Consider the following 12,577-nt stretch of genomic DNA (forward strand, 5'->3'; position numbering starts at 1 on the left):
CCGGCGAACGCAGCGGACCCTGAACCCGTTCTTACAGCAGACGCCAAATGCCCCACTGCACCGCCAGCGCGAACAAGGCCGCCAGCAAATCGTCCACCATCACGCCGAAACCGCCGCCCACATGACGGTCCAGCCAGCGGATAGGCCAGGGCTTGAGAATGTCGAAAAAGCGGAACAAGACAAAGGCCAGCAACCAGGCCAAGGGCGTGGCCGGCGCGAAGGCCAGCACCAGCAACATGGCGACGATCTCGTCCCAGACGATGCCGCCGTAATCGTGCACGCCCAGCGCCCGGCCGCTGTAGCCGCAGATCCAGATCCCGGCGATGAACAGCGGCAGGCACAGCGCCGCCAGCGCCAGTCCCTGCACCCCCAGCGCGTTCAGCACAAAGAACAAGGGATAGGCGGCCACCGTGCCCCAGGTGCCGGGCGCCTTGCGCACCAGGCCGCTGCCGAAGCCAAAGGCCAGGAAATGGGCGGGATGGCTCAGGACGAAGCGCCAGTCCGGCTGCAGTTTCAGGGTTTCGGTCTCATTTGAAATGGTCATAGCCGGTGCTTTCCAGTTGAATGATGTTGCCCTCGCCGTCCAGCAGGCTGACGCCCTGGCCGGCAACGATGCGGCCGATGCGGCTGAGACGGCAGCCCTCCGTCGCGGCGCAGGCCTCGATTTGCGCCCGGCGCTCGGCCGGCGCGGTGAATACCAGTTCGTAATCGTCGCCGCCCGCGGCCAGGCAATCCAGCCATTGCCCGCGCGCGGCCTCCGCCAGCGGGTGGGACGGCAAGGCCTCGGCCCAGACTTCCGCGCCCACCCGGGAGGCGGCGGCGATATGGCCGAGATCCGACAGCAGACCATCGGACACGTCGGCGGCGGCGTGCGCCAAGGGCAGCAAAGCCCGCCCCAGGGCAATGCGCGGCTCCGGGTATTCCAGCTTGCGCCAGGCCGCCTCGCGCAAACCGTCCGGCAAGGGCGCGAGCTTGCCCAGCCGACTGCGCACCGCCATCGCGCCCAGACCCAGCTCGCCGCTGACCCAGACATCGTCGCCCGCGCGGGCGGCGGCGCGGCGCAGCGCCTGACCGCCCGGCGTCTCCCCGCCCACGGTCACCGACAGCGTCAAGGGGCCGCGCGTGGTGTCGCCGCCTATCACGTCAACGCCGTAACGCTCCGCCAATGCGAAGAATCCTTGGGAAAACCCGGCGGCCCAGGCCTCGTCCATCGCCGGCAAGGCCAGCGACAGCACCACCCAGCGCGGCGCGGCGCCCATTGCCGCCATATCGGACAAGTTCACCGCCAGCGTCTTATGGCCCAAGGCCTCCGGCGCGACGTCGGCGAAGAAATGCCGCCCTTCCACCAGCATGTCCACCGAGACATGCAGATCGCAGCCCGGCGTCGGCCGCAGGATGGCGGCGTCGTCGCCGACGCCCAGGACCGCGCCGCCGGCCGGCCGCGTGAAATAACGGCGGATCAATTCAAATTCATTCATCACGATCTTTCTGCCCGGCCGATATGAAAACACCCGCGGCAGCGGGTGTGTTCTGGTCTGACGGCGCCGGCGACAAGGCCTTAGTTCTGACGACGCGCCTTCTGCGACGCCACTTCGTCGGCGCGCACTTCGGCGGCCAGCTTGTCCAGCACGCCGTTGACGAACTTATGACCGTCGGTGCCGCCGAAGGTCTTGGTGATTTCAATGGCTTCGTTGATGATCACCGGATACGGGGTTTCCGGATGCTGGGTCAGTTCCAGCGCGGCCATCAACAGCACGGCGCGCTCCACCGGGCTGACTTCGTCTTCGGCGCGTTCGTAATAGTGGCCGATCTGCTTGGACAGCGCGCCCACGTCTTTCAGCACGCCGTACAGGATTTCGCGGAACAGGGCTTCATCGGCCTTGGCGAAGTATTCATTCTCGCGCAGATGCTTTTCGATCAGGGAGGCCGGACGATCCGGGTTCAGCTCCCATTCGTAAATGCCTTGGATGGCAAATTCGCGGGCGCGGCGGCGAGCGGTTTTCATAGAGGTTCCTTGTAAAGAGCGGTGAGCCGGGCACGCCCGGCTCCGGTATCTTGGCGGGAGCCGATCAGCCGCGCTGGATGCGCTTGCGCAGATTCGCCATCTCCACCGCCACGGCAGCGGCCTCGCGGCCTTTGACTTCCATGCGCACTTCGGCCTGCTCGTCGGTTTCGGTGGTCAGAATCGCGTTGGCGATCGGGATGTCGAAGTCCAGGCCGACGCGGGTCACGCCCGCGCCGGATTCGTTCGACACCAGTTCGAAATGGTAGGTTTCGCCGCGGATCACCGCTCCCAGCGCCACCAGCGCGTCGAAGCGGCCGCTCTTGGCCATGGTCTGCAACACCAGCGGCGCTTCCAGCGCGCCCGGCACCGTGGCCAGGGTCACGTCCTCGGCGGCCACGCCCAGCCGGGCCAACTCGCCCAAGCAGGCGTCGCGCAAGCCTTCGCAAACCGGGGTGTTGAAACGCGACATCACAACGCCGATTTTCAGGCCCTTGCCCGTCAGATCGGGTTCTATACGCTGGATAGCTTGAAGCATCTTGTTCCTCGCGGCGGAATCACTACGGAAAACCGGAGATTCTACCTCAATCCCCGGGCCTTAGCCATTGCGCAGCCGCTCATTCTTCATCCACGTGGAAGGCGCTCGGCTGGCAAAAGCCGGTCACTTCCAGATCGAAGCCGGTCATAGACGGCAGGCTGACCGGAGCGGTCATCAGCTTCATCTTGCCCACGCCCAGCGCCTTGAGCATTTGCGCGCCGATGCCGAAGGTCTTGCTGTCCCAACGCTGCTTCTGCTGCTCCTGGCCCAGCGCGCGCTGCGCCAGCGCCTCGCCGGTTTCGTCGCGATACAAGAGCACCACCACGCCGTGACCGGCCTCCTCGATCATTTCCAAGGCATTGGGCACAGTCCAGGAGTGCTGACTGCACAAGGGCGCCAGCACGTCGATCACCGACAAGGGCTCGTGCACGCGCACCAGGGTTTCGCGCTGCGCCTGGATCTCGCCCTTGACCAGGGCCAGATGGGTGGCGCGGGTGGTGATGTCGCGGAACACGTGCAGCTCGAATGCGCCGAACGGCGTATCCACCGGCCGCTGGCCCACTTTTTCCACCAGCGATTCGGTGCGGCTGCGGTACTGGATCAGGTCGGCGATGGTGCCCACCTTCAAACCGTGCTCGCCGGCGAACTCCACCAGCTCCGGCAAGCGCGCCATGGTGCCGTCGTCATTCATGATTTCGCAGATCACGCCGGCCGGCTCCAGGCCGGCCAGCATCGCCAGATCGCAACCGGCCTCGGTGTGGCCGGCGCGGATCAGCACGCCGCCTTTTTGCGCTTTCAGCGGGAAGATGTGGCCCGGCTGCACCAGGTCCGCCGGCTTGGCCAGCCGCGCCACCGCGGCCTGCACGGTGCGAGCGCGGTCCGCGGCGGAAATGCCGGTGGTCACGCCTTCGGCAGCTTCGATGGACACGGTGAAGTTGGTGCTGTACGGAGTGCCGTTATTGCTGACCATCAGCGGCAGGTTCAATTGCTGGCAACGCTCCTCGGTCAAGGTCAGACAGATCAGCCCGCGGCCGTGCTTGGCCATAAAGTTGATCGCCTCCGGGGTGACGAACTCTGCCGCCATCACCAGATCGCCTTCGTTCTCGCGGTCTTCGGCGTCCACCAGCACCACCATCTTGCCGGCCTTGATGTCGGCGATAACGTCCTGAATCGGGGAAATAGTCATACCGTCTTCCTTCGTAAGCACTTGTTTTTGGCGCGGGCCGCCGCCCGCCTGAATTCGTTATCAGTACCTGTTCAAAGTCTCGCGGGCCAAGGCGAAAACAACTGAAGAGCGCATACGGCGCATCGGCATTCTGCAGCGCTACTCGCCGTGCCGCGCCCTCGCGAAGCGCAACAGACTTTGAACCGCTTCTCAGCCGGGCAACAGGTCCAGGCTGACATAATCTCCATGGCGATGGATGTCGCCGTCGCGCAAACGCAAGGGCCGCGCGAACAAGGGCCCGTCCGTCGCCAATGTGTGAAACTCGCCGGCCTCGGCGCAAGGGTCCAAACCTTCCGCCAACATCCGGTCCACCACCTCGCGGCTCAACTCGCGACCCAGCCACTCTTCGCTCGCCAGCCGGGTGTTCACCACCACGATGCGGGCTTGGAAGCCCGCGTCGATGAATTCGCGCACCAGCTCGGCGCGCGGCTGCTGCCACAGCGGCAGCCAAGCTTGCAGGCCGGCGGCGGCGCAAACCTTCTCCTCCCACTCGCGACGGGCGTCCAGATCGATGTCGCCGAACACCGCGGCCTCGCAGCCGTCGGCGCGCGCCTCCTCCAGCCGGGCGATGAACTCGGCCTCATAACCGTCCCAGCTCGCGCGGCCCACCCGCAAGGGCAGGCCCAGCGCCGCGGCTTGCAGCGCCAGCACTTCCGGACGCACCCCATGCGAGCGCGAGCGCCGGCCATCCTCGTCCATCATGGTCAGCAAGGCCTGCGGGCTGGCGCCGGCGCTCACCGCGCGCCACAAGGCCAGGCAAGAGTCCTTGCCGCCGCTCCAGGAGGCCAGCACGCGCCGGCCGGCTCTGTTCACTCAGCGGCTCCGCGCTGGGCCAGCACCCGCTCCACCGTTTCCACGATGGCCTGGGTTTGCGGGTCCACTTCGATATTGATCAGATCGCCCACTTTGCGCGACTTGATGATGGTGCGCTCCAGGGTTTCCGGAATCAGATGCACGCAGAAACGGTTGTCCGTCACCTCGCCTATGGTCAGGCTGATGCCGTCAATACCGATATAGCCCTTGGCGAACACGTATTTGATGTGTTCCGCCGGCAATTCGAACCAAACGGTGCGATTATTGGGCAGATCGATCACTCGGGACACCTTGGCCAGGCACAAGATATGGCCGGACATCGCGTGGCCGCCGATTTCATCGCCGAAACGCGCGGCGCGCTCGATATTGACCAGATCGCCCGCTTGAAGCAGGCCAAGATTGGTGACGCGCAGGGTTTCGCGCATCAGGTCGAAGGAAACTTGATCGCCGTTGATGGCGGTGACGGTAAGGCAGCAGCCGTTGTGGGCCACCGAGGCGCCCAGTTCCAGACCGGGCAACAGCGCGTCGGGCAAGCGCAGCGTATGAGTGCGGAAGTCCTGCTTCTCCGTGATGGCGATCACTTCCGCCACCCCTTGGACGATACCGGTAAACACGAAGACGCTCCTTTGCTAGGGATTCGGAGCGCCATTGTAACGCAAGGAGGGGCGCGCGGCCCCTCCTGGTCTTAAATCGGACTCAAGCTTTTTCCCGGCCTTAGAAACGCCAGGACACGCTGGTGCGGATTGCGCGTCCCATGCCCTCGGCGCCCTCGGTCAGATAGGGCTCGTATTGGACATTGAACAGATTGTCCACCGCCAAGCGCGCCTCAAAGCCCTTGAGACTGCCCTTGGGCTGCCAGCCCAGAGACAGGCCGAACAGCGAATAGCCGTGCTGCGCCGGATAGGCGTAGGGCGAGTCGACCAAGACACGGTCCTGCTTGCGCACGAACTTGCCCTGCCCGCTCAGGGACAGGCCGATCTTGTTCCAGCGATAGCCGAGATTGGCCACCGCCTTGCGCGGCGGAATATTGGTGATGGGCTCGTCCTTGCCCCATGGGTCCATCAGGCTATGGTTGCGCTCGCCCTTGGTGGATGACAGGGACAGGCTGCCGAACCAGCCTCCGGCCTGATAACGCCCTTCCAATTCGAAGCCCTGGATCACGTAGCCGGGCATATTGCGATAGAAACCGATCACCGGCGGCAAGGGCGCGCCCGGCGCGTCTCCCCGGTTTGGCCCCAGGCGCTGCGCGATGTCGTTTTTGACGGTTTGGCGATACCAGGTCACCGCCGCCGACAGATTGTCCCCGGACGTCAACACATTGCCGCGCTCGTACTCCAGGCCCAGCTTGACCGCGTTCAGCGTTTCCGGCCGCAGCTGGCGGCTGCTTGCCGTCGTGCTGCCCAAAGTCTGGGTATCGTACATTTCGTCCACCGACGGCGCCCGCCAGGTGCGGGTATAGCCCGCATCCAGCGTCCAGCCCGGGCGGAAGTTCCAACGCGCGCCCAGCCGCGGCGACCAACCGGAATAAGCCAGACCGCTGTAATCATGCCCCTTGGCCGGATCGTTATACGCGGAAGCCAGATTTTCCCGCCCCTGTATCCACACATGGTCGTAGCGCAGCGACGGGGTCAGCGTCAGGCTGTCCAAGGGCTGCCATTGATGCACCCAGTAGGCGGATCGCACGGTTTCTTCGCCCGGTGGCTGGTAGCGCGGATTCAAATAGCCGTAGTTGTAAGCCGGATCCTTCACCTTGTCCGGGCGATAGAACAAGGCGTCCAGCGTTTTGTGCGCCCAACTGACGCCCATGGTGACTTCCTGACGCGCCCAGCCGGAACCAAAGCGGGCGGTATTGCGCAGCTCCAGACGCCGGTCGCGCTGAGTCACCCAGCTCTCGTTCCCGAACAAGGAGGAAAAAGCGTAGATGCTGGCCGTCGGCGGCCGGGTATCGTGCTGGTAACGCCGCGACTGGGCGTAACTCAGCTGCAGATCCAGCCACGGCGAATCGCTGACAAAAGTCCAGTCCGCGCTCACCGTCTCGTTTTGCTGTTCGCGCCACACGCTCTGACGCAACCAAGCGCCTTCCCAGCCGTACTTCTTGATATCGGCCGCACTTGGCGCGGGAATATCGCCGCGCTTGGCCGCCCACGGCGTGCGCCGCTCCTCCTCCTGGCTCACCCAGCCCAGGCGCAGCCTGTGGCCGGGCGCCGGACGCCAAGCCAGTTTCAGCATGCCGCCCTCCAGATCGTTGCCGGAAAACATCGTGCTGGAGCCGTCGCCCTTCTTGCCGTCCCCGGCGCGCGAGCGCGTCACATAGGCCAGGATGTCGGCCTTGCTGCCCGGACCGCCGGCGTAGGCGGCCAGCGACTGGCCGAACTGATTGCCGTTGTCCTGATACATCAGCTTGGCGAAGCCGCCCACAGATTTGCCCGGCTGCAGCAACTCCGCCACGGTCTTGGTTTCCGCCTTGACCACGGCGCCAAACGCGCCGTTGCCGTAAAACGGAGAATGCCCCCCCTTCATCACTTCCACCGAGCCCAATAATTCCGGATCGATGAAAGACGTCCCCTGCTGGTATTTGTCGAAGCCTTGCGGCGCGCCGTCCAGGGACACTTGCACATGCTCGACCGACTCGAAGCCCCAGACATTGATGGTCTGGCCCCCGGGGCGCTGCGAACCGCCGGCGTTGACGCCGGGCAGAGCGTCCAGCACTTCGGCCAGCGAACGGGCTTGCGGCCGCTCGATTTCTTCGCGGTCCAGCTTATTGCTGCCCACCCGCGCCTGCAGGCCGTCGGCGGTGACGTGGACGGTGTCCAGGCGCGCCGGCGCCTCGGCGGCCCAGACGCCGGGCGCGGCCAGGCAAGCCAGGCTGAGCACGAGCGCCTTGGGGCGGAAACGCGGCGGATTTTGAGCGGGGGAAATGGAATCGGGGCAAGACGAGAAAAGGTAGCAGCCAGGCATCACGGTTTTGTTATATTAATGATAATCATTCTCAATATTAACATAAAACTTCCACCTTAAGGCAAGTCCGGTAAAATAGCCGGCTTTATCGAATTCCAATACAAGCATCCCCATGTCCGCCGAACTCGCCCGCATCGCCGAAGAAGTGTCCCACCGCCGCACCTTCGCCATCATTTCCCACCCTGACGCCGGTAAGACCACGCTGACCGAAAAGCTGCTGCTGTTCTCCGGCGCCATCCAGATGGCCGGCACCGTCAAGGGCAAGAAAGGCGGCAAGTTCGCCACCTCCGACTGGATGGAGATCGAAAAGCAGCGCGGCATCTCGGTGGCCTCCTCGGTGATGCAGTTCGAATACCGCGACCACACCGTCAACCTGCTGGACACCCCAGGCCACCAGGACTTCTCCGAAGACACCTACCGCGTGCTGACGGCGGTGGACAGCGCCCTGATGGTGATAGACGCGGCCAAGGGCGTGGAGGAGCAGACCATCAAGCTGCTGAACGTCTGCCGCCTGCGCAGCACGCCCATCGTCACCTTCATGAACAAATACGACCGCGAGGTGCGCGACAGTCTGGAGCTGCTGGACGAGGTGGAAAACGTGCTGAAGATCCGCTGCGCGCCCATCACCTGGCCCATCGGCATGGGCAAGGCTTTCCGCGGCGTCTACAGCCTGTTGAACGATGAAGTCATCCTGTTCGAACCGGGCGCGGAAAAACTGATCACCGACGTGGAAGTGATCAAGGGCATAGACAATCCCCGCCTGGACCAGCTGTTCCCGCTGGAAATGGAACAACTGCGCATGGAGATCGAGCTGGTCAAGGGCGCGTCCAACGAGTGGAATCTGGACCAGTTCCTGGCCGGCGAACTGACGCCGGTGTTCTTCGGCTCCGCCATCAACAACTTCGGCGTGCGCGAAATCCTGGACGCGCTGATCAACTGGGCGCCGGCGCCGCAGCTGCGGGACGCCACCGTGCGCGATGTCGCGCCCACCGAAGGCAAGTTCTCCGGCTTCGTGTTCAAGATCCAGGCCAATATGGATCCCAAGCACCGCGACCGCATCGCCTTCCTGCGCGTGTGTTCCGGCCAGTTCGAGCGCGGCATGAAGATGAAGCATCTGCGCCTGAACCGCGACATCGCCGCCTCCAGCGTGGTGACCTTCATGTCTCACGACCGCGAGATCGTGGAAGAAGCGTTTGCCGGCGACATCATCGGCATCCCCAACCACGGCAATATCCAGATCGGCGACAGCTTCTCCGAAGGCGAGGAACTGACCTTTACCGGCATTCCCTTCTTCGCGCCGGAACTGTTTCGCGGCGTGCGCATCAAAAACCCTTTGAAGCTGAAACAGTTGCAAAAAGGCCTGCAGCAACTGGGCGAGGAAGGCGCGGTGCAAGTATTCAAGCCGCACAGCGGCGGCGACCTGATTCTGGGCGCGGTGGGCGTGCTGCAGTTTGAAGTGGTGGCCTCGCGCCTGGCCGCCGAATACGGCGTGGACGCGATGTTCGAATCCGCCAGCATCTGGTCCGCGCGCTGGTTCAGCTGCGAGGACCGCAAAAAGCTGGACGAATTCGTCAAGGCGCTGCAGATCAACATCGCCACCGACGCCGGCGGCAACCTCGCCTACCTGGCCCCCAACCGCGTCAACCTGCAACTGACCCAGGAACGCTGGCCGGACATCGTATTCCACGAAACCCGCGAACACGCGGTCAAACTCAACGACTAAAGCTGAAACCGACGCCCGACATGGAGCCCAAGGCCACCCTATTCGACTTGATAGGCTATCTGCGCGACAACTACTCGCACGAGATAGCGCGCTCGCTGATCCTGATCGCCGCCCTGCTGATCATCCGCCTGGTGATGGACCGGCTGCTGGCGGCCAACAACAGCATAGCGATCGAGTCGAAACGGCGCTGGTCGGTGAACACCCGCAACATCCTGTTCATCTCCGGCCTGGCGGGCATCGGCCTGATCTGGGCCAGCGAGCTGCAAACCATCGCGGTGTCGATGCTGGCCTTCGCCGCCGCGCTGATCCTGGCCACCAAGGAACTGATCATGTGCCTGTCCGGCGGCCTGGTGCGCCAGACCTCCAACAGCTACAGCCTGGGCGACCACATCGAAGTGGGCGCGGTGCGCGGCCGGGTGGTGGACATCGGCCTGCTGTCCACCACGGTGATGGAGATCGGACCCAATCACAGCTCGCACCAGATGACCGGGCGCGCGCTGACCTTCCCCAACAGCCTGCTGCTGTCCACGCCGGTGATCCGCGAAAACTATATGGGCGACTATGTGATGCACATCGTCAACGTGCCCATGGCCTACACCGTGCCGCCCATCCGCGCCGAACGCCTCTTGATGGCGGCGGCGGAAGAATCCTGCCAGCCCCACCTGGAAGTGGCGCGTCAGCACATGGAAGACATGGCCAAACGCAATCTGGTGGACATTCCGTCGGTGGAGCCGCGCATCGCCTTGCAGCCGGTGGATGAAAAACGCTATCAGTTGATCTTGCGCATCGCCATTCCGGCCCGAGACCGGCATCGTATCGAACAAACCATCCTGCACAGTTTTCTGGCGCAATGCTTTCCGGAGCAGAACGACGCCGCCCCGGCCTGAAGCGAAGGCGTATCGCGCGCAAATAATTAGAGCAAGAACTCCAAATTTGCGTTAGAATGGCGCATCGCGAATGTCATTGAACAGCCCAAGCGCATCATGAGCAAAAACAGAATCAAAACCTACGACCGCATCATCCAGGAGAGCCTCAAGCTGTTCAACGAACAGGGCGAGCGCAGCATCACCACCAATCACATCGCCGCGCATCTGGGCATCAGTCCGGGCAATCTGTACTACCACTTCCGCAACAAGGAAGAAATCGTCTACCAGATCTTCCTGATGTACCGCGAGTTCATCAACCAGCGTCTGGCGGTGCCGGAAAACCGCGAAATGACGGTGGACGATCTGGTCAACTACCTGGACACCGCCTTCCTGGCGATGTGGCAGTTCCGCTTCATGTTCTACGACCTGCCGGGCATGCTGGCGCGCAACCCTCAGATGCAGTCGGAGTACCACCAGTTCGTCAACACCGAGCTGAAAAACATCCTGGCCGAGCACTTTCGCGAATTCATCCGCCTGGGCCTGCTGGAAATGGACGAGGAAGACATCGAACCGGTCAGCATCAATATCTGGCTGGTGGTGAAGTTCTGGTTCGCCTTTGAACAGACCGCGCGCCCCAAGGCGCCGATCACCGAGGAATCCGGCCACCGCGGCGTGCTGCAGGTGCTGGCCCTGCTCAAGCCCTATGTGCAGGATCAGTATATGGGCGCCTTCCAGGCGCTGTGCGAACGCCACAAAGTGTGACGCCCCGCCTCCGCGAAAAGAGCAAAGCCGCGTAATCGCGGCTTTTTTCATGCGTCGGCGCTTCTAAAGCGGATTACAGGCTACGCCCCAAGGCCGCCGCCAAGGGCCGCAATTCCGCCATCAGGGCGGCCAAACCGTCCGGCGTCAGCGCCTGATCGGCCTCGCACAAGGCGGTTTCCGGCTGCGGATGCATGTCCAGCAGCAAGCCGTCCGCGCCGGCGGCCAGGGCCGCCTTGGCCAGAGCGGGCACCAGCCAGGCTTTGCCGGCGGCGTGACTGGGATCGACGATCACCGGCAAATGGGTTTCGCGCTTGAGCAGGGGGATCGCGCTGACGTCCAACGTGGCGCGGTAGGCCGGCTCGAAGCTGCGAATGCCGCGCTCGCAGAACACGATGTTGTGGTTGCCGCCGGCGGCGATGTATTCGGCCGCCATCAGCCAGTCGCCCAAGGTCGCGGCGACGCCGCGCTTGAGGATGACCGGTTTGTTCAAACGCCCCACTTCCTTCAACAGCTCCACGTTCTGCATGCTGCGCGAACCGATCTGGATGATGTCCACGCCCTGCTCCAGAAACACGTCCAGCATGCGCACGTCGGCCAATTCGGACACCACCGGCAAACCTTCGGCGCGGCCGGCGGCGATCAACTGCTCGATGCCCTCCACGCCCAAGCCCTGGAAACCGTAAGGGCTGGGATGCTGCTTGAACACCCCGCCGTGCAGCAGCCGGCAGCCGGCGGCCCGCGCCGCGGTCGCGGCCTGAGCGATTTGCGACGCCGACTCCACGGCCGACGGACCGGCGATCACCTGCAAGGCCTCGCCGCCGAAAGCCAGGCCTCGCGCCTGCACCACGCTGTTCTGCGGATGGGTTTCCCGCGACACGATGCGGTATTCCCGCACCACTCGCATCGCCCGCTCCACGCCAGGCATGGACTCAAACATTTCCGGCGACAGGCTGCGCTCGTCGCCCACCGCGCCGATGATGGTGCGTTCCGCGCCGCGCGACACATGCTCGCTGAGTCCCGCCCCGCGGATCTTGGCCACCACGGCCGCCACTTCGCTTTCCGGCGCCTGCCGGTTCATGATGATGATCATCCGCTACCCCGTTCAAAACCCTTCATCGCCGCCAGCGCCGGGCCAAACGCCGTCCCAGCCGCGACCAGAACGACGGACGCTGCGCGCCGCGCCGGAAAAAGCCGGCCAGCGCATGCGCCAGCCGCCACGGCGCCGAAGCATGCAAGCGTTCGAAAATGCGCCCGCGCCAGTAAACGAAGCCATTATACAGCCGCAGGAACCAGGTCACCCGCATCAGCGCCGGCCGGGTCAGCGCAAACAGCCGCGCCGCCAGCGCGGTGCCGCCCAGCTTGGCCAGCAGAATGATCAGCAAGCCCAACAGCGCGTGGCCGCGTCCGATCAGGAACAGCGCCGCCAGCTTGACCGGCAGCAGCAAGGCGGCCGGCAACGCGAACATCGCCAAGGCCGCCCACGGCGGCAAGGCGGCGATGCGCCGCTCCAGCGCCGCCAGCGGCGGCCAGGTCGCCAAGCGTCCCAGCGCCGCGGACAACTCGTCCCAGGCGTATTCCTCGAACAGGATGATCAAGGCCGCCAGCAAGGCCGGCGGCCAGGTCAACACCCGTTTCAGCCGGCGCCAGCCCAGCGCCGCCGTTTCCCTTGCGCGCATCTCGGTTTCAGCGC

The 12,577-nt window shown here is 64.2% G+C and carries 13 protein-coding genes; 3 read left to right on the plus strand and 10 right to left on the minus strand.

Translation table 11 applies throughout. The annotated features are described in order from the left end of the window. Positions 1 to 31: 31 nt before the first annotated feature. From AB1Z25_RS11120 to AB1Z25_RS11155, 8 genes are all read right to left on the minus strand, one after another. The gene (locus AB1Z25_RS11120) at positions 32 to 544 is read right to left on the minus strand and encodes a phosphatidylglycerophosphatase A family protein (RefSeq protein ID WP_486637268.1); all 513 of its coding nucleotides are present in this window, start codon (positions 542 to 544) and stop codon (positions 32 to 34) included. Beyond that, positions 528 to 1,478 carry a thiamine-phosphate kinase gene (gene thiL / locus AB1Z25_RS11125; RefSeq protein WP_486637269.1) on the minus strand — a complete coding sequence of 317 codons (951 nt, stop codon included), beginning with the start codon at positions 1,476 to 1,478 and terminating at the stop codon, positions 528 to 530. The genes AB1Z25_RS11120 and thiL overlap by 17 nt, the downstream gene beginning before the upstream one ends. Positions 1,479 to 1,558: 80 nt before the next feature. Beyond that, positions 1,559 to 2,005, minus strand: coding sequence for a transcription antitermination factor NusB (nusB, locus tag AB1Z25_RS11130; protein ID WP_081547192.1), 447 nt, complete (start codon positions 2,003 to 2,005; stop codon positions 1,559 to 1,561). Between the two features lie 64 nt (positions 2,006 to 2,069). Beyond that, positions 2,070 to 2,540, minus strand: a complete 471-nt coding sequence (gene ribH, locus AB1Z25_RS11135) for a 6,7-dimethyl-8-ribityllumazine synthase (protein WP_081547190.1) — start codon at positions 2,538 to 2,540, stop codon at positions 2,070 to 2,072. Between the two features lie 79 nt (positions 2,541 to 2,619). Then, positions 2,620 to 3,726 (minus strand): bifunctional 3,4-dihydroxy-2-butanone-4-phosphate synthase/GTP cyclohydrolase II, encoded by a 1,107-nt coding sequence (ribBA, locus tag AB1Z25_RS11140; protein WP_486637270.1) that lies wholly within the window; start codon positions 3,724 to 3,726, stop codon positions 2,620 to 2,622. Positions 3,727 to 3,915: 189 nt separating this feature from the next. Continuing rightward, positions 3,916 to 4,578, minus strand: a complete 663-nt coding sequence (locus AB1Z25_RS11145) for a Dph6-related ATP pyrophosphatase (RefSeq protein ID WP_486637271.1) — start codon at positions 4,576 to 4,578, stop codon at positions 3,916 to 3,918. After that, complete coding sequence (locus tag AB1Z25_RS11150; RefSeq protein WP_107798888.1) at positions 4,575 to 5,192, minus strand: riboflavin synthase subunit alpha; 618 nt, start codon at positions 5,190 to 5,192, stop codon at positions 4,575 to 4,577. The genes AB1Z25_RS11145 and AB1Z25_RS11150 overlap by 4 nt, the downstream gene beginning before the upstream one ends. Positions 5,193 to 5,292: 100 nt before the next feature. Continuing rightward, on the minus strand, positions 5,293 to 7,452 hold the full coding sequence (locus AB1Z25_RS11155; protein ID WP_486637272.1) for a TonB-dependent receptor domain-containing protein: 2,160 nt from the start codon (positions 7,450 to 7,452) through the stop codon (positions 5,293 to 5,295). 196 nt (positions 7,453 to 7,648) lie between these two features. Between AB1Z25_RS11155 and AB1Z25_RS11160 the strand changes: the two genes are divergently transcribed. The 3 genes from AB1Z25_RS11160 to AB1Z25_RS11170 all read left to right on the plus strand — a co-directional run bounded on the left by AB1Z25_RS11160 (position 7,649) and on the right by AB1Z25_RS11170 (position 10,887). Continuing rightward, entirely contained in the window at positions 7,649 to 9,259 is a 1,611-nt protein-coding gene (locus AB1Z25_RS11160) for a peptide chain release factor 3 (RefSeq protein WP_227103300.1), read from the plus strand. Positions 9,260 to 9,279: 20 nt separating this feature from the next. Next, the gene (locus tag AB1Z25_RS11165; protein ID WP_235088474.1) at positions 9,280 to 10,146 is read left to right on the plus strand and encodes a mechanosensitive ion channel domain-containing protein; all 867 of its coding nucleotides are present in this window, start codon (positions 9,280 to 9,282) and stop codon (positions 10,144 to 10,146) included. Between the two features lie 96 nt (positions 10,147 to 10,242). Continuing rightward, on the plus strand, positions 10,243 to 10,887 hold the full coding sequence (locus tag AB1Z25_RS11170; RefSeq protein WP_107798884.1) for a TetR/AcrR family transcriptional regulator: 645 nt from the start codon (positions 10,243 to 10,245) through the stop codon (positions 10,885 to 10,887). 73 nt (positions 10,888 to 10,960) lie between these two features. Here the strand turns inward: AB1Z25_RS11170 and aroF are convergent, their stop codons facing one another. Both aroF and AB1Z25_RS11180 read right to left on the minus strand, forming a co-directional pair. Next, a complete protein-coding gene (aroF, locus tag AB1Z25_RS11175) occupies positions 10,961 to 11,977 on the minus strand; it encodes a 3-deoxy-7-phosphoheptulonate synthase (RefSeq protein ID WP_486637273.1) in 1,017 nt (338 codons plus the stop codon). Between the two features lie 22 nt (positions 11,978 to 11,999). Beyond that, entirely contained in the window at positions 12,000 to 12,563 is a 564-nt protein-coding gene (locus AB1Z25_RS11180) for a hypothetical protein (protein ID WP_486637274.1), read from the minus strand. Positions 12,564 to 12,577: the final 14 nt, after the last annotated feature.

This window comes from Chromobacterium sp. HL1, from assembly GCF_057418835.1.

Bases quoted from the DNA above. Each gene is read 5' to 3' on its own strand.
- AB1Z25_RS11120 (WP_486637268.1), bottom strand. From the start codon at position 544: ATGACCATTTCAAATGAGACCGAAACCCTGAAACTGCAGCCGGACTGG.
- thiL (WP_486637269.1), bottom strand. From the start codon at position 1,478: ATGAATGAATTTGAATTGATCCGCCGTTATTTCACGCGGCCGGCCGGC.
- nusB (WP_081547192.1), bottom strand. From the start codon at position 2,005: ATGAAAACCGCTCGCCGCCGCGCCCGCGAATTTGCCATCCAAGGCATT.
- ribH (WP_081547190.1), bottom strand. From the start codon at position 2,540: ATGCTTCAAGCTATCCAGCGTATAGAACCCGATCTGACGGGCAAGGGC.
- ribBA (WP_486637270.1), bottom strand. From the start codon at position 3,726: ATGACTATTTCCCCGATTCAGGACGTTATCGCCGACATCAAGGCCGGC.
- AB1Z25_RS11160 (WP_227103300.1), top strand. From the start codon at position 7,649: ATGTCCGCCGAACTCGCCCGCATCGCCGAAGAAGTGTCCCACCGCCGC.
- AB1Z25_RS11165 (WP_235088474.1), top strand. From the start codon at position 9,280: ATGGAGCCCAAGGCCACCCTATTCGACTTGATAGGCTATCTGCGCGAC.
- AB1Z25_RS11170 (WP_107798884.1), top strand. From the start codon at position 10,243: ATGAGCAAAAACAGAATCAAAACCTACGACCGCATCATCCAGGAGAGC.
- aroF (WP_486637273.1), bottom strand. From the start codon at position 11,977: ATGATCATCATCATGAACCGGCAGGCGCCGGAAAGCGAAGTGGCGGCC.
- AB1Z25_RS11180 (WP_486637274.1), bottom strand. From the start codon at position 12,563: ATGCGCGCAAGGGAAACGGCGGCGCTGGGCTGGCGCCGGCTGAAACGG.